This is a genomic window from Pseudocolwellia sp. AS88 (assembly GCF_030551755.1).
Taxonomy (GTDB): domain Bacteria; phylum Pseudomonadota; class Gammaproteobacteria; order Enterobacterales; family Alteromonadaceae; genus Pseudocolwellia.
Window position 1 is genome coordinate 16,746 of record NZ_JAUPEC010000015.1, and the last position, 16,362, is coordinate 33,107.

The 16,362-nt window shown below is 34.9% G+C and carries 16 protein-coding genes; 11 read left to right on the plus strand and 5 right to left on the minus strand.

The features are described 5' to 3' along the window. The first annotated feature begins 366 nt into the window (after positions 1 to 366). The 9 genes from Q5N69_RS11610 (at position 367) to Q5N69_RS11645 (ending at position 7,125) form a co-directional block, all read left to right on the plus strand. The gene (locus Q5N69_RS11610) at positions 367 to 2,049 is read left to right on the plus strand and encodes a hypothetical protein (protein ID WP_304369098.1); all 1,683 of its coding nucleotides are present in this window, start codon (positions 367 to 369) and stop codon (positions 2,047 to 2,049) included. 110 nt (positions 2,050 to 2,159) lie between these two features. Continuing rightward, complete coding sequence (locus Q5N69_RS11615) at positions 2,160 to 2,504, plus strand: hypothetical protein (RefSeq protein WP_304369099.1); 345 nt, start codon at positions 2,160 to 2,162, stop codon at positions 2,502 to 2,504. Between the two features lie 15 nt (positions 2,505 to 2,519). Then, entirely contained in the window at positions 2,520 to 2,813 is a 294-nt protein-coding gene (locus Q5N69_RS11620; RefSeq protein ID WP_304369100.1) for a transcriptional regulator, read from the plus strand. A gap of 760 nt (positions 2,814 to 3,573) precedes the next feature. Beyond that, positions 3,574 to 4,977 carry a DNA cytosine methyltransferase gene (locus Q5N69_RS11625; protein ID WP_304369102.1) on the plus strand — a complete coding sequence of 468 codons (1,404 nt, stop codon included), beginning with the start codon at positions 3,574 to 3,576 and terminating at the stop codon, positions 4,975 to 4,977. A 62-nt stretch (positions 4,978 to 5,039) separates the two neighbouring features. Further along, the gene (locus Q5N69_RS11630) at positions 5,040 to 5,483 is read left to right on the plus strand and encodes a hypothetical protein (RefSeq protein WP_304369104.1); all 444 of its coding nucleotides are present in this window, start codon (positions 5,040 to 5,042) and stop codon (positions 5,481 to 5,483) included. A 253-nt stretch (positions 5,484 to 5,736) separates the two neighbouring features. Further along, complete coding sequence (locus tag Q5N69_RS18380) at positions 5,737 to 5,871, plus strand: zinc-ribbon domain-containing protein (RefSeq protein ID WP_369686664.1); 135 nt, start codon at positions 5,737 to 5,739, stop codon at positions 5,869 to 5,871. Positions 5,872 to 5,901: 30 nt separating this feature from the next. After that, positions 5,902 to 6,222 (plus strand): zinc-ribbon domain-containing protein, encoded by a 321-nt coding sequence (locus Q5N69_RS11635; RefSeq protein WP_304369105.1) that lies wholly within the window; start codon positions 5,902 to 5,904, stop codon positions 6,220 to 6,222. A 197-nt stretch (positions 6,223 to 6,419) separates the two neighbouring features. Further along, positions 6,420 to 6,791, plus strand: coding sequence for a hypothetical protein (locus tag Q5N69_RS11640; protein WP_304369106.1), 372 nt, complete (start codon positions 6,420 to 6,422; stop codon positions 6,789 to 6,791). 148 nt (positions 6,792 to 6,939) lie between these two features. Then, entirely contained in the window at positions 6,940 to 7,125 is a 186-nt protein-coding gene (locus Q5N69_RS11645; protein WP_304369107.1) for a hypothetical protein, read from the plus strand. A gap of 9 nt (positions 7,126 to 7,134) precedes the next feature. Here Q5N69_RS11645 and Q5N69_RS11650 read toward each other — a convergent pair whose 3' ends face one another. From Q5N69_RS11650 to Q5N69_RS11665, 4 genes are all read right to left on the minus strand, one after another. After that, on the minus strand, positions 7,135 to 8,454 hold the full coding sequence (locus Q5N69_RS11650; protein ID WP_304369108.1) for a type II toxin-antitoxin system HipA family toxin: 1,320 nt from the start codon (positions 8,452 to 8,454) through the stop codon (positions 7,135 to 7,137). After that, positions 8,454 to 8,705: a helix-turn-helix domain-containing protein gene (locus Q5N69_RS11655; RefSeq protein ID WP_304369109.1), complete on the minus strand. Its 252-nt coding sequence runs from the start codon at positions 8,703 to 8,705 to the stop codon at positions 8,454 to 8,456. Before Q5N69_RS11655 ends, Q5N69_RS11650 begins: the two co-directional genes overlap by 1 nt. Before the next feature lie 518 nt (positions 8,706 to 9,223). Further along, a complete protein-coding gene (locus Q5N69_RS11660; protein ID WP_304369110.1) occupies positions 9,224 to 9,688 on the minus strand; it encodes a hypothetical protein in 465 nt (154 codons plus the stop codon). A 74-nt stretch (positions 9,689 to 9,762) separates the two neighbouring features. Beyond that, positions 9,763 to 9,978: a hypothetical protein gene (locus Q5N69_RS11665; protein WP_304369111.1), complete on the minus strand. Its 216-nt coding sequence runs from the start codon at positions 9,976 to 9,978 to the stop codon at positions 9,763 to 9,765. A 237-nt stretch (positions 9,979 to 10,215) separates the two neighbouring features. Here Q5N69_RS11665 and Q5N69_RS11670 point away from each other — a divergent pair, with 237 nt between their 5' ends. Beyond that, on the plus strand, positions 10,216 to 10,626 hold the full coding sequence (locus tag Q5N69_RS11670; protein WP_304369113.1) for a hypothetical protein: 411 nt from the start codon (positions 10,216 to 10,218) through the stop codon (positions 10,624 to 10,626). A 1,084-nt stretch (positions 10,627 to 11,710) separates the two neighbouring features. Here the strand turns inward: Q5N69_RS11670 and Q5N69_RS11675 are convergent. Further along, a complete protein-coding gene (locus tag Q5N69_RS11675) occupies positions 11,711 to 11,854 on the minus strand; it encodes a hypothetical protein (protein WP_304369115.1) in 144 nt (47 codons plus the stop codon). A gap of 1,525 nt (positions 11,855 to 13,379) precedes the next feature. On the opposite strand from Q5N69_RS11675, the gene Q5N69_RS11680 reads away from it, so the two are divergent. Continuing rightward, positions 13,380 to 16,322: a TonB-dependent receptor gene (locus Q5N69_RS11680; protein WP_304369116.1), complete on the plus strand. Its 2,943-nt coding sequence runs from the start codon at positions 13,380 to 13,382 to the stop codon at positions 16,320 to 16,322. Positions 16,323 to 16,362 lie beyond the last annotated feature (40 nt).

The following is a 16,362-nucleotide window of genomic DNA, read 5'->3' on the forward strand; positions in this document are numbered from 1 at the left end:
CTGTTGATATCCTGTGTTATTTCAGTATTAGACGATCACTTTTATCGAATTAGACGATCACTTTGTTCCGCATTTAGAGATCACCTTTCAGCATTAGACGATCACTTTTTTTGCCGTTTCCGAATTAGACGATCACTTTGTATTTAGCTGATAACTCTACAGGCATTACAAATAAAGGGCTACAGTTAATAACCAGTATTTACTAAAAGAATATTTAAAAGAATTTAAAATAATATATATAAAAAAACCTAATAGATTAAAGGCCTTTCGTCATAAGTTTTTATTTTAATTATTTATAATAATCCTTGACCTAAGGATCTTTTTTCTTGATTATTTAGACGTCTAAAAACTAGTAATGGAAATATGATGTCTACGGGTCCTGTAATTGTTGTAAGTCTCGAATTAATCAACAACGAGGTTTTTGAAAGTTTATTAAAAAATATGCTTGAGGATAAGCATATTTTAAAATCCGAAAAAGAGATCATAAATACTATTTTGTTTTCAGCTGCATATGAATATGAGTTTAAAAATGAAACTAACGCCTACGTTAGATACTTCACCGTTCTTGATGGATTAGCTAAAACTGATCACCCTGATAAGCCTGGTAAGCTTTTTAAATTAAGTAAAGCAAGCCGATACAACAAACTAAACCACTTTAAAGAACTTGGTTTTTTTAAAGAGCTTACACAAGCTGAATACCCTAAAGAAGTTAGTAACTCTAAAAAAGGTACCAGCATCTTTCAATTACAAAAACCAACTAAGCTCATATCTTTATCAGGTGATGCCTCTAACGTAATTACGGTTAATACTACAGGTTATCGTGATCAACTAATTAAAGAGAAAGCGTTACTCAATAGCTCAACGAGTATCTTGTATGTCACCAATAAAGAAATCAACAGTGTAGCTACTCACGTTCTAGTGTCAGCATTTTTATCTAGAGCTGGTAGGCCTGATAAGTCTTTTAAAGAAAAAACGCTTACAACTTCTTTTAGAGTGCCTTCAACAATTCCTAATGAAGAATATGCAGAGATTAAAATCACAGCTACATCCTTGGCAACGACTGAAATAATCAGTGCTGATCAAATGCTATTAGTTGATTACACCCTTTCTCAAATCAAACAATACGTACAAGAAGAGCAATATAAATTAAAAGCCCCAATCAAGAACGCCTTCACACTCGATTTAGTTGATATCATCAGAGATTTTGATAAATCAGATTCTGGTGGGTACCGAGCAGCACTGTACGCTGATTTTCAGGCAATATCAGGCACTGAATTTGATATATCAGCTTCTGAGGGAGCTAAAGGCCTAATGGCTCAATTTGGCTTTACTGACGAAGATGGCAATGTATTTGATGTTAAAAAAGTTTCATTGTTAAAAATTGATGGGGAAAGGCTTGATGCTGATGAGGATTTATTAAACTTATCAAAGAACAGAAAAGTACCAAGACATATTACCGTTAAATTACCGGACTTTATGCTGGAAGTGATCAATAACTTCCTTAACGGACTATCAGACAATATCTTGCCGATGTTTAATAGAAATACGGACCAACTTACAGTTGATGATGCTGGCTATTGTTGGGTTCTAAATAACTACATCATGTCTATGCTACCTAAAGTTAACTTTATACATGGGCCCATCGATGTTGACAGGTTTCTAACTAACTTTATGCCAGCTGTTAAACAATTAAAATCGTCTATCTTAGTTCGTAACAGATTATTCACCATATTAAATAACTCATCGCGAGTATTATACCGAGAAGATTTTAAGAGCAATGTTAGAAGACAGATCAGCTTTTCACTATTTATATCTCAAATAGAAAAATTCATAATAATGATACGTAATAAAACAACTGTAGCTACTAAACTTTCATCTCAAGTATATACAATATCAATTATACGCAGTGATAAAGACTTGAACGATTTAGTCCAAGCTCAACGACATGCATTGTCATCCTCTGACGATTATCTACAAAACGAAACCTTCAAGGAAGGTGTTCTTAATGCGTTTGAAGTTAACACAAAAGGCTTAGTGTTTGATAAATAAGACTTTGTTGTTAATTTAGATTACAAGACCCCCTTTTCAACCCCCCTCCCCTTTTAGATTAATATTAACGTATTGAAAATTTACGTATTAAAAATTTTAAGGAATTTACCATGAGAATCGAATTAGGCATTAATCAAGTTAAACTTAAATCAGGCCAAACTGCTGAGACACTTACATTAGGGGGTGACTATTTGATCACCTCTGTAAATAACGTACCGGAAGAGTTCACCTGTACAGAACTTTCGGCTAACGAAGCGGTGTTTACGCCTGTAGCGGATAACTCACGCCTTAAGTTTTTTGCTAAGCTTGGACAGGTCCTTACGACTCAAGAAAAGTCGTCTATAACTGCAGCCTTACAAAAAGGTATTAAACTTTCCTATTTGGATTTACTTAATAAAGGTTTAACCATGGGGTTTCTCGCTCTAGATAGAGAATTCGGTTATAGAGTTGCCTAGTTATTGGAGTTAACAATGAAAACATTATTTGATGGCTCTTTAAAAAGCACTGCTAGTGTTAAGTTTTGTGCCTGGTTAAAAGCTAGTAGGAAAGCATTGAGACCCAAAATGTCTTTAAGAAACGCTGGTGAGCTCATTAAAGCACCTCATACCCTGCCCTCAAAAATTGAGAATGGCAATCGTCGTATAGACATTGTTGAGTACGTTATTTACTGTAAAGCTATTGGTTTAGACCCTTTAGAGGGGTTAAAGGTAATACAAGATAGTTTAGACGATGTGGACATTGAAGGTTTATCGGTTCCGAATTAGACGATCACTTTTAGGCTGCTAATTGTGATTGTTTCAAATAATAACACCCTACCCCCACCATTCCATCAACAGTAGCTACACTAGTACTTACACCGCAAAAGCACTACACTTTTTTTAGACGTTAAGTCATGGATACATTAATGATTGGCAATTATTTTCTTGTCCAACGTTGGACAAGAACAATTAATCGATTAAATCAGTATTGGAGTTGATTTAATAAAGCTAAATATTCCTTACGTTTTTCATATAAAAACAGCTTGTCCAACGTTGGACAAGATATTTATGGATATAATAATATGTATAAAACAAGGTGAAAGGCTAAAGGTTCGTATTGTATTCTTACTTGCTATCTAAGGTGTTAATTATCATTAACACAAAGTAGGGCCAGCAACGTTATATATTATCTTGTCCAATGTTGGACAAACTTATTAGGCTCGCAAATACAGTTCACTTTTTTTAGACATATACCTAACTTTAATTCTACATTTCATTTAACGCTTGTCCAATGTTGGACAGCTTCAGAATTAGACGATCACTTTTTTTAGACATATATGTATTTTCAGGCCATTCAATTAAACGTTCCCATGAATAAATTAATATTATCTCTATTTGTTTCTTGTCCAACGTTGGACAAACTTTATTTTTCTATCGCAAAATTAGTTGTTATTAATTTGAGTAATGATCAATTTAAGACCCCCCTTCAGCACCACTATGGGACTTAGGTACTATTGTTTTATACAATATTATTAAGGAATACATTATGTCTCTTCATTTAGAATCACTATCATTAAAAACTACATCAAAAGGCGCTAGAGTTTGGTTGAACAATGCTAGCTCAAAAAACTGTGGTTTTGTTACAGGCGCTAACTACACTGTTAATTACTTTGAATCTTATGTAGACGTTATTCTTGAAGAAGAAGGTAAGCGTGTTGTTGTTGAAGGCAACATCATGGACATTCAAAATAATAGATTGGCAAAAGTTTTTTCTGATACTGACCGTGTTCACGTTGAATACCAGTATGGGCGCGTAAGAATTAAACCTTATTATCATGATGAAAAAATCAAAAGACGTAAAGTTTCTCTTATAGAGCGCGTATCAAAAAACTCTCCTATTCGAATTGGTGAGCTGTTTGCTGGTACTGGCTGGTTGGGTAAAAAAGTTGCTGAAGGTTTATTGATTGCTGGTATATCTTCTTCTTTAGCTTTTGCTAATGAGCATGATAGACACGGTGCAGACTTGATAAATAATTTTCAAGAAACCACTCAAATATCAAATGCGGTTATCGTTCAAGATGATTTATTCAACATGGATAAGTCATTGGTACCTGAATTAGATATTATGGTGATGGGCTACCCATGCGTAGGCTTTACGGGCCAACAATCTGTTAAACGCTCAATGGATATAGAGCACGAAGCAGCAGGCATGTTATTTGTTCCTGTACTTGATGTGTTAAACCGCGCAAACCCATCTGTTATCATTCTTGAAAACTCTGATAAAATGATTGATTCGACGACTGATCACATAATGACTACAGTTCTTTCAAAAGCTGGTTATAAGTTTAGCCATACAATTCTATCAGGCACTGAATATGGCGACTTTGAACAAAGAAAGCGTTTAGCAAAAGTATATTACTCTGAAAATTTAGCGGAATTGGATTTGTCTTTACTTGTACCTACAAAAGAAAAAGTTAGAACATTCAGTGAAGTTCTAGAGCCAATATCTGATGATTCTGCACAATGGCGCGACCTTAGCTACCTAGCAAAAAAGAACGATGAAACAAAGCATGGTCATAAGTTTATCGTATCAAAACCAGAAGACACAAGATTACCAGCTTTTTCAGCTTCATATGGTAAAACCCAAGCAGACTCAGCTTTAATAGAACACCCAACAAATCCAGCTTTACATAGAATATGTTCAGCAGGCGAACACTGTAACGTTAGACGCATTACAGGCAACCTTAAAGCCGCTATCGTTTCAATTGCTGATGGTACTCACCATTTACAGAAAGGGCGCACTAACGCAACGAAAAGCCATTCATTATTAGGTAATTCAATCACACCAACGCCATGGAAAAGATTAGGGGAGTTTTTAGGAAACTGGATCAATGCTCAAACGTCGATTACTAAAGTAAAGAAAAGCTTTGCAGAGACTTTATTTGTATAACCAAGATTACTCATTAGAAAGCTTGTCCAACGTTGGACAAGCTCCGTATTAGACGATCAGTTTTGAAAAGACTTCTTGATTTTATTGGGCTTGAAACTTTTTGTGGGCATGTAACATGTCATGTTCTGATGCTTATTCTATTTGTCCATGTTCCGAATTGGACGATCACTTTAACAACATTTATTGAAGCACCCCCAATTGAAATACACATTGAATTAGTAGGTACATTAATTATGTCACTAATCATTGGAGTTTTAATAATGTTAGATTCAATACAAGAAAAAGCGAAAAATTTAGATCCAAAAACGGTAAGACAGTTACTTAATGAAGAGCATACGCTAGTCACAGAGCTTTCCATCATAAAAAAGAACAATTCAAGTAGAACTAGAATGTCACGAAGACAATCTGAATTTTACAGAGAAAAATTTACCCGAATTCAACGCAAGCTTAAGCTCATTGCTGCGATACATGAATTATATAGCGAAAGACCTTTATTACAGGCTTAGTTAAGTTAAACATAAAAAGGGATGTTAATTGGCATCCCTTTTTATATCCAATGACGTATTTATCGCATTCTATCGAATTGCTTCAAGGTTACGTTCCGAATTAGACGATCACTTTTGATAAAATAGTAACTATTTAGTCGGGATCGGGATTAAAGCGGCTAAAAGATTGAAATGTAGCAATCGGGTTGTCTAATATAAAAACACCAGTGGACAGACTTAAAACTTATCAACCATTGATGGGAAATTATTTGTCATTGAGTATCCTCAATTATTAAAACATTTAGACACCACTAAAAACAAAGACATTAATATTGATAAGTTGTTGTCTACATCTACAACTGAGCTTTCTTGGAATTGTGTAGCCTGTAAAGACACTTATAAGCGCTAAGTATCGTATTTTACTAAGACCGAAAACTCTATGACTTCAGCATTTTGTTTATCGTGTAGTCGTGCAGCGGTAAAGCGCTTTATCTCTCTTGAAAGTGATTATCCAGATCTTGCGTCTGATTATGACACTGATAAAAATCGGAAGAGCGTTACTGAAATAGGCGTTCATAGTAAAACCCCAGTTTATTGGAAATGTCATAATTGTGGTAAAGGATGGCTTGATAGTCCATGTAAACGTGTTTTGTCATCTAAAAGCAAAGGCTGCCCTCATTGCCATGAGAGTGAGCAGAACTCACGGGTGAATCATATGGCGTTAATGGCGAACTGGTTAATCATTCAGATGAGCCTGTAATAGCCATTTATGAAACAACCACGAACAACCTTAATGATAGAGGGGAGTACATTAAATAGCTGCCTTATGATGAATTCATGGGGCTTAAAATCAGAATTCGAGATCAATAGTAGTCATACGCTTGAACATAACAAAACGGTTGTCATCCAAAACACTTTAGATGTCAAATACAATACAGTTTTTTATAGAGGTATATTATGTTCCACATGAAAACAATGAACAAAGACATTAGAACAGAGTCTTGGTTTAAAGGCGCATTAAAAAATGATTTGCTACTCGATCACCTATTTGATTTATACCTAGTGATCGAAGCGCCCAAAGGCTTTACTAATGAATTGGCTGTATTTAACCAGAGAGGCTATATGTTCGTTACTCGCGAATCTGTTTATGTTAGTGTTGAGAACTGGGAGAGCTATACGGAGTTTACTCGACAACTGGCCAGTACAGAAAATCAAGCGCGTGAAATGGTCACGTATCAAATGGTTTACATGAATGATATTGCCATTGGTAAATACAACGAAGGCATTGCAAAAGACATTAGCCACGCAAAAGAAGAGCAGGGGGCATAACCCTCATCGCACGTTCAAACTATCGTTTGATCTTAAAACCATTGAATAATTTGAATAAAAACCTTCCGTGCTAAGCATAACCCCCACTCAAACAACCTATAATTATTAGGTTACCTTAAATACATCTTCAGTATTAAAGAATACAAATATGTCTATATATGTTTTAAACAATTCAGAAATCTCAGGTATTGCACATTTCGCAGCTAAAAATGGCATTGGTCTAGCTAACGTGATTGGCAATATTTTACGTCAAGCAAATCTTGAATGTTGGAATGAACGATATAGCAAAGCAGATGTAAATACGTTTGAGCTTGAATACGTTCCTTATAAATAAAACAAACTGCTATTGTCTGTGCAGCTCAAATTGGCGCTTCATTTTTTCGAGAGAATTTAATGTTTGGCGCGTGATTATTTGACCAACTTCCTTATTAAATATAGGCTCTGCTGATTCATTCGCTCGCTTTAACGCATCAGGAACTTCTACAAACAGTTTTTCTAATATTTCTACCATGATATTTTCAGATAAACCTAAATACTTTGCATGAGATAACCAATGCCTTGCCTGTATACGGTACCAATGATAATGCGTATTTCTACTATGTACTTTCATTGCCATCTTAATTTTTCTCGGGTGCGTATTACCTGTACCGAAGTAGGGGTATGCGCTGATAACATCGTAAAAAGGTGTTAAATGAAAACCATTGGGACGTAAGAATATACTGAAGTTTTTAGCATGACCATCGTTAGCAGCTAACAACCAGAACAACACTTGAGACTTCATAAAAACGATTCTATCTTCAATAGGTCGTAAACTAAATGACAGAAGTTCCATTATTTCTAGGGCACTAGGGCCACCATGCTCTTCATATTTATTATCACTTAAGCGACCTAATGCTTGGCAAAAATCTTCTTGCGGTAAACGTATAATTGAGTCGGCATTTACTTTCCTATCAAAGCGTTCAACGATTAACACACGTTCATCTTCAAACTGTTTAATTTCAGCATGGGCAACTGACAACCCTAATTCTTTTAAAAAAGCTAAACAGAACCATTCATTATCAATACTATTCCTAAAATCAATATTCATCGTTTCATGATGATTAATAGGAGGCTTGAAAATATGTGTTGTTGGTGTTTTGCCTAACGGTTTGTTCCATTGGTCATTCCACCAAGTTAACGCTGTTTTTTCTTGGGCTCCAGCAAGGCTGATACGAAAATCTTCATTATTTTGCATACCTAAAGTATTAGTTGTCCGTGTGTTCTTTATATGACTAGCGATATCATGTTCATTATAAACCTGAATTTCAACAGTAGGGGGCTTTCCTAATGGTGGTTCTGAACTTAACGCTATGGCACCTACACAATCTCGGCCAATCAAGACAAGTAAATCAAAAACAGATGTGCTTCTTGCGCCTAAGCGAGAAACTATATTTTTTCTGATATTCATATTATCAGGTAACAGGTTTTCGAAATAAGCTTCGACAGCTTGATCGTTCAACAATGCACTCATAGGTAAGCTTTGTGAAAGGGGTCGGCTCCCTCTGCGTTCTATCCAACTCTGTGCGTACTCAAATGATAGCGCATTACGCTTATGATGCAATTCTCCAACGAGAACACCATTCATAGAGCAATATAAGGTTTGTGTGTGTGACTTCCTACCCATTAGAAGCCTAACTCATCATTTCCGTCATTAATTTCATTTGTGTTTCTAGGCTTAACAACTAAGTCAGCACCTATTAACGCTAAAGCTTTCATAATGATAATTAAGTCGACCTTAGAGGGGTCAGCTTCAAGTTTGGAAACTTCTGGTTGATATATACCTAGATGTGAAGCTAGTTTACTTTGATTCCAACCTAGGTTTTTTCGACCTTTGGCGATAAGTTGGCCTAAGTCCTTAGGGGTATTGATATACATTATGTCTCTCTATAAAGTATTTACTATAAATCAATTTTATATACTATTTACTATAAATCAAGTTTATATACTATTTACTATAAATCAAGTTTATATAGTATTTTATATAAAAAGGTAGGTTTATTCGTTAATTAATTTTAAGCTTTCTTATTAATTTAGGGGGAATACCAAGAAAAATATTAGCGGTACCTAGATAAGGTAAAATACTCTATCGGTAATAAATAGAGTATTTTGAGGCGTCAATCAGCCTTATTGCAATCATCTATACTGGCCATGTGTTTTATTAACTCGGGCATAACAGATAATTCACGCCGTGCGTCATCAAACACCTTAAGGCGAATAACAACATCGCCCGACAGCTACCCCATTTAATAATAAAACTACTTACCTCGACATCATCTTTGTTGATCAGACAGATATTCAACTCATCAATTTGGTTGTTTGCTAATGGCTGGCCTTTTGAATACTGACTAAAACCTTTTTTGTATCCGTATTTTGATGCGATTATGTCATTCCCCTTAGATAAAATCGTTTAATTGATTGTGTAATTGTTTTTTTGTTATGCCTGCTTGTAATGCCACTAAGCTAACAGACTCTTGGTATTTACTTTCTCCATCATCAAATGAATCCATCACTTCTAATACTCGGTGAGCAAGGATTGTTTTAACAGAAACAGCCTTATCAAACCTAAGTGTTTGAGAAGGGTTCTCTTGTCGTACAAAATCACAACCTGGCATTTGTGTCACTTGCGTATAAACCACATGAATATTTTGAAAGTGTTCTTCCACCATCGCTTTTGCATTAGTAACCGTTTTAGCAATAGCAAATATTTGTACACCATGAGGAATATGACCGTTATTGTTTTTATTTTCGATTTCAATATAAAACGTATAATGGGTGAATTCTTCCTTTGTGTGGTAAGAAACGATTTGATTGCGCGTAAAAGGTGAAGCAGCTGCTGGTAAATAGTCAATCTTTGTCATGGTAAGTCCTTAAATATTGGATAATAGAGCCTTAGCGCTTGTGCGTTACTGCACCAAGCGCCAGCAAAAATAGATTAGGTTTCGCTTGGTAACTCTGTTACAACAAAGCCGGTGAGCTTAAACGTATCTTTCCACTGCGTACCGCATTCATTACATGAAACATCCTGTACTGCATAGGCTCCCTCTACACTTATGCTTTCACCATCAATGTCAGTAGAACGGCATGCTTTATTAGGGTAATGGTTAGGTTGATTGATATAGGCACTGTGCGTTAAAAAATTAGTACTCATAAAAAATTATCTGGGTTGTTAAGTTAAACTTACAGTAACAACACCAACAAACTGTGCAGAAAAAGGGGGGATGTAGTTATTCTTTATTCACACCATATGCAATACGCCGGACACCCCCGATTTAAATCAAATATCTACACTTTTATACGTTAGCTCTACATTAATAAAAGCTAAGGTTTTCACAAGTTAGATTTTTATTCAGTACTTCAAAGCGGCATTACTATTCATAACAATACAGTGACAGTAAATCACCAATGTAGCGAAGATGTTTGGGGGAGTGTTAAACGCTGTTTTCAGGCGTATCGAGGCGAATGGAATGGCGGTAATAATCAGTACGGTTATTTTCCAACTGATGATCAGGTAGCGAAAGGCACCATCTTTGATCATAGTATTGCAAACCCTTATAACTGGAAGCACCTTGAGCGTAAAATTAGAATATTAGAACCTTCAGCAGGGGAGGGCGCACTAGCACTTGAAATACTTGAACGCTTTAAACGTGCAGGTGTCGAAGTTGAACTTATTTTATGTGAAATAGACCCGTTAAACGTATTGGCTCTAGAAGCCAAAGGGCTGAGTGTTCATCAAGGCAGCTTTTTTGATATGGCCTTTGATAACATTGATTTAGTGATCATGACCCCCCTCGTTTAAATCATTAGAATGGTTAAAGCATATTAGACGTGCACAAGCGATGCTTAATGATAAGGGGGCGTTGGTAGGTATTGTGCCAACACATTCACTTTATAATCGCTCACAACAAAGCGTTATTGATTTTCGTAATGAAGTGGCCCTTTATAACTGCGATCAATTAACACTTGATAAAGGGACGTTCGCCAGCGCGCCTAAGACTCAAACAGGCATCATTGAGATCTGACATAGCAAAGTAGTTAACAAAGACTTAGCAAGTGAGTTAAAGATGATTTACCACGGCAACAACTTAAAATTAACGTTAGAAAATGATGGCGACCTTATTAGAAAGAGTAGTTTATATTCTTCTCCTAAAGCTATAGAGATACCGGTCAAGTCATTCACAAAAAATGAAGCGTTTTTAAACTTCAATATGGTGTTAACTAATAAGGTGATATCGCTCGTTACTTTTGCTCTGGCTAAAAATAAACAGCTTTAGAAGGTTATAAGGCTCTTCACTCAGCAACAGTAATAGAAGACAAGCCAACACCACCAAGACGCGCTATTCGCTACTTAGATAAAGACTCGATAAGAGCAGTTACATTTCACTGTGTAGGATATAACTATGTTTATTTAACAGAATGTGTGTAGTGTTTAGCAAATTTCAATTATCTATCTACTGAAGAGGATGTAGGCACGTATTTAGACCATCTGATTTTTCGAAGGTGCAATTGGTACTATCTTTCATTCTTAAAAGGTTTTTTGTACTCGTTTTTTTTCTTCCTATGTTAGCTTCATGAACGTAACAAAAATTTTTTAGAGAAATAATATGTTTAGTTCAAACGATATTTATTGAGAATCATACAGCCTAGAAAATATATAAGTATCGCTGTAGGGACTCTAGAAAGTCTAGCGCACAGGGATCTTCAGCAAAAAAAAAGCCTCTTCAATTCGTTAAATTAATATTTAAGACTAATTGACTATGAAACACTCTAAGACCTGTAACCCGGCATGAGCGCATTGAAAATCGAATAAACAGTCTAGCTCAAGATAAGAGTAGTTGTTCTATATTAGAAGCGCTTTGTTAAGTATTTTCCATAATTTCATCCTAATTTATTGTGTTATTTTTACTAATTCTTTTTCTAATGGTTCGACTTTCTTTGTTGGTTCTATATTTTGCTACTTTAGCTTCGCTAATTGTGCGGCATTGATTCTCTCCAAATTCGTCTTTTTCTGCTGTGTCGACTCTCATTCAATTCGCTTAACTTCAATCTGCTTACTTACGTTCTATGCGTTAACTCACATAATTTAAAAGTGAACACAAAAGGCTCTGAATTTAATAAGCAAGGATCAGTGTATTTAACTTAGCGTGTGTAGTCATACCAACGCAGGATTAAAAGGATGTAAAAAACGTATTGGAAGGTGCTTTACAAGATAATATTGATGTTGAATCCTTAGTTGGACAATTACATCAGTTGTGCCACCCAATTACATTATAACTGCCAGTCATTTCCATTCAACTCTGCCACGTAATCACATTTATAATGATCACTAAATAACATTATGTTGCCACTGATAAATATGATCACTTTGTGCGCATTGAAGACATTAGCTATCGGCCATTCTTTAGGCCAACAGTCTGGTATATAAGTAGATTAAGTGTGTAAAGCTAATGTTTAAATATAACGCACCTAAATTATATTATATATAAAAATGCATCATGGATGGTTTTTCAAAGTATTATAAACATCATATACTTGACTCACTGCTCTTTAATGGCTGTTTGTGAACAAAGTAAAAAGGGTATAGGGTTTGTTGATCTTTCAGGGTTAAACTTTATTCTTTTTAAACAAAGCCTAAGGGTATTAATTGGTTGAAATTTATACGGGATTATTGTGTTTTCGAGTAGCCAGCTACACATCACATAACCCGAACTGTCTAAAAAACTAAATATGTTGCTGTTTAAAGTATCGCTTCTTCTGTGCGGTTCATTGACCAAGGTGATGCCAAAGTTGATATATAATAGTGAAATAGTTTTAATAATGATGAATTATCTGATTAGATTGAAAAAGGCCTCCAATATAATCTCTCTTTAAAAGCTAAAGACCTCAGGCTAATAAGCATAGCAATTTAATCAACCTAAAATAAGTATAGAGACATGTGGCTTATTTATTATCGTGGACATAACAACATCATATATTTTTATAAATATAGTGCTAGATATATACTAAAATTGACTTGCATTGAGTTTATAACGATATAAATATAAATTGATATATTTTTCAATATAACTAGACTTTTTTGGTTGGGTTGACTATGCAATGTATAATGTGATTTTTTATATTATATGTGTTCTCTCATATAGGATTTCATTGATAGGATCTGTTTTATAAAGTTGTTACTCTAATCAAGAAATCTTAATTATATAAATGATATCTTGGTAAAATAAAAACAATACCCATCACTACTAATTCTTGATATTTTCCATTCATGTCTTTATTTACCTGGCTTTCATGTCTTATGGATATAGGATTAGGCAGAGTTCTTATAATACTAAGTTATTAACTTTAAATATCTACAAAGCATATTTTTATCTTATTTTTTGCTGATCTATGAGTCTTTAGTTTTCTCTATTATCACGTTTAAATATATTGTTCTTTTACTGGACAATTATTTTTTACCGGAGTATCTTATATGTAACTATACAGTTAGTTAAAAGATATAGTCGATATTTATAAGAAGTAATATAGTGTTTTATAAACTCTGAGGGGATAGTGATGGATAGTCAAAGTCAAAGCCATAAAAGTAAAAGGTTTCTAAAGAAAAAGCTCGCAATAGCTGTATCTACTGCGTTAATACTTATCACAAATCAGTTAGCATATGCAGCTGAAGAAGCAAAAGAAACTACTGACGCTGAAATTGAAAAAATTAAAAGAATTAGTAATGTAGCGGAAGAAATTGAAGTTATTGAGGTAAGTGGTTTTAGATCAAGTACCACTAAACAATTAAATAACAAACGTTTTGGTAAAAATGTTTCAGATAGTATTTTTGCCGAAGACATTGGTAAAATGCCAGATGCAAACATAGCCGAAGCAATGCAACGTATTACAGGTATAGGTATTGATCGAGTTGATGGCGAAGGTACTAGTATTACGATTCGTGGTGTAGAAGGTGGTCTTAACAATGTTCAGATGAATGGCGTTACGATGACAAACAGTGGTGATGATAACGAAATTGATTTTTCTAGCATGTCAGCAGATATGTTGAAGTCAATTGAAGTTATAAAAACCCCAAGCGCAAATCACGATGAAGGTAGCTTAGGTGGCACAGTTAAGCTAAATACTTGGAAACCACTAGATATTAAAGAACCAAAAACAATATTTTCGGCTAAAACAAAATATAACGATTTATCAGATGAAACAGATCTTCAATTTGGTTTGTCTTTTGGTAAAAACTTTAGTGAAAAATTTGGTATGACGGGTTCTTTAAATTACGATAAAACCAATACTCGTCAAGACAGATTAACTAATTATCGCTGGGAATATCGTAATATAGCTGATGCAACTAGCTTGCAAACAGGTGAAATATTAGACCCTGATGGAAATACACGTTCTTTTGAACCTTTAGGTAATGAGAGAAATTTATCTTTAATAGAAACGGAACGTCTTAGTGCTTCAGCATCTTTTCAGTATAGCTTTGATGACGATACCACTATTTGGCTTGATGCAACGCATTCAGAGAAAGATAAAACTAAACTTCAATATAATAACCGTATTCTTAATACTAGACAGTATGCAGTTATTGATGAAGAAGCACACAGTGCTGTGGTTTCAGGGTCGTCAGCCTCTAGATCTAACTCGGTAACATTTGAACAACCCAATGAAAGTTCAACAACTACTCTTGGATTGAATTATCAACAAGTGTTTGCAGATGGAGCTTGGACGATAGATGCTAAGTTAGGCTGGAGTGGTTCAACATCATATAATCCAATTAATAACCGCCGTATAATTTTTAATTCTAATGCTAGAACTGAGGCTGGAGAATTATCATGGCTTGACGAAAATGGCAATATGCTATTGTCGCCAGAATTCTCATTTGGGGACGAAGGGCGAGGTTACCTTACTACAGATAATTTACGTCCATCAGCAGTAACTTACCTTACTCGCGATAATACAGATGATGCTTATAGTTTCCAAGTAGATTTAGAGGGCGATGTTGATTTTGGACCTATTGTTAATGTTGCTATGGGTGTTAAGGTTGTAGATCGAGACAAAACAAATAATTCGGTTATTTATCAGGCTGTTAGTGATGGTGTGAATGCTGATGGAGTAAGTCTTAATACTATTACATTAACTGATTATGCTTTAGAATTCCCTGTTGATGACTTTTTAACACGAGTTACTGGTACAGAAAGTAATGGTTGGCCAGTTCCTGATTTTGATGCAATTTATGGTTCATTCTTACCAGATCCTGAATCAATTATACCTTTTGAAGATGAAGCACCTGAAACGACTACATTTGAATCATATGCTGGTTATGTAATGGCTGATTTTGAATTTTTTGGTGGTAAATTACTTGGTGACTTTGGTGTACGTGTAGTTAAAACAAAAGCTCGTGCAAAAGGTAGAGCAGGTTATAATTTTACTAATTATGATCCTGTAGGCGGCGAAGATGCTGACGGAAATATTATTGGTGCTTTCAACGATGGTGCTTTTACTATCGATGACAGCACTTTTGGTGATATAGAATATAACAATGTATTACCAAGCTTTAATTCACGATACACATTGACTGAAGATATGTTGTTACGCTTTAGTGTAGCTAAAGTTATGGCAAGACCAAAGGCCTCTGATTTAGTGCCTGGTTACTTAATTAATGCTCGAAATGGTACTGCTACACCAACAGCTGTTGGCGGAAATCCTAATTTAGAACCTGTTGAAGCTATTACTTATGACTTTTCATGGGAATGGTATTTTGATGAAACAGGTATGATGTCAACGGCATTTTTCTATAAAGACTTTCAGTCGTTAGCGTATGAAAAAATTGAAGGTGTAATACATTCTTGTCCTGAAGCAAGTATATTTCCTGAAGATCAACAACAATATAGAGACTTACATTGTGCGCAAATCGCTGATGAAATAGCGACTACCACACCTGTTAATGGTGAAGGCGGTAAGAGCTTCGGTGTTGAAACTATCTATCAACAAGATTTTGTGTTTTTACCTGGATGGTTAAAGTATACAGGCATAACAACTAACTATACTTATACAGATAGCGAAGCAAATTATGTTGATCCAACTCAAGAATCTGAAACGGCTGAGTTGTTAGAAGGCTTTCCGATGAGAAATACATCAAAGCATACATTTAACAGCAGTTTATACTGGGAAAATGAAGGATTGTCTGTTCGTTTAGCGTATAACTATCGTTCTAAGCGTCTTGATTCACCAAATGATTTTGATGGTGCAATTTGGACTGATGATCGTGCAACAGTCGATTTCTCAACAAGTTATAAAGTAAATAAAAATCTTTCGTTTAACTTTTCAGCTACTAACTTAACTGATACATATGACCGTAGTTTTGTTACTCGCTTGCAAGAAGATGAAGCTAATGGATTATTTAGTGAAGGTAACGCTTTAGATGGCAATGCGCCTGAGTGGAGGACTTACGTCTTAGGTCATAACGGACGTAACTTTAGATTAGGCGTTACATACAAACTTTAATTTTTATTTTTTATAAAGTTTAGATGTTAAATATTAAAAC

Bases quoted from the DNA above. Each gene is read 5' to 3' on its own strand.
- Q5N69_RS11610 (WP_304369098.1), top strand. From the start codon at position 367: ATGTCTACGGGTCCTGTAATTGTTGTAAGTCTCGAATTAATCAACAAC.
- Q5N69_RS11615 (WP_304369099.1), top strand. From the start codon at position 2,160: ATGAGAATCGAATTAGGCATTAATCAAGTTAAACTTAAATCAGGCCAA.
- Q5N69_RS11620 (WP_304369100.1), top strand. From the start codon at position 2,520: ATGAAAACATTATTTGATGGCTCTTTAAAAAGCACTGCTAGTGTTAAG.
- Q5N69_RS11625 (WP_304369102.1), top strand. From the start codon at position 3,574: ATGTCTCTTCATTTAGAATCACTATCATTAAAAACTACATCAAAAGGC.
- Q5N69_RS11635 (WP_304369105.1), top strand. From the start codon at position 5,902: ATGACTTCAGCATTTTGTTTATCGTGTAGTCGTGCAGCGGTAAAGCGC.
- Q5N69_RS11640 (WP_304369106.1), top strand. From the start codon at position 6,420: ATGTTCCACATGAAAACAATGAACAAAGACATTAGAACAGAGTCTTGG.
- Q5N69_RS11645 (WP_304369107.1), top strand. From the start codon at position 6,940: ATGTCTATATATGTTTTAAACAATTCAGAAATCTCAGGTATTGCACAT.
- Q5N69_RS11650 (WP_304369108.1), bottom strand. From the start codon at position 8,454: ATGGGTAGGAAGTCACACACACAAACCTTATATTGCTCTATGAATGGT.
- Q5N69_RS11655 (WP_304369109.1), bottom strand. From the start codon at position 8,705: ATGTATATCAATACCCCTAAGGACTTAGGCCAACTTATCGCCAAAGGT.
- Q5N69_RS11660 (WP_304369110.1), bottom strand. From the start codon at position 9,688: ATGACAAAGATTGACTATTTACCAGCAGCTGCTTCACCTTTTACGCGC.
- Q5N69_RS11665 (WP_304369111.1), bottom strand. From the start codon at position 9,978: ATGAGTACTAATTTTTTAACGCACAGTGCCTATATCAATCAACCTAAC.
- Q5N69_RS11675 (WP_304369115.1), bottom strand. From the start codon at position 11,854: ATGAGAGTCGACACAGCAGAAAAAGACGAATTTGGAGAGAATCAATGC.
- Q5N69_RS11680 (WP_304369116.1), top strand. From the start codon at position 13,380: ATGGATAGTCAAAGTCAAAGCCATAAAAGTAAAAGGTTTCTAAAGAAA.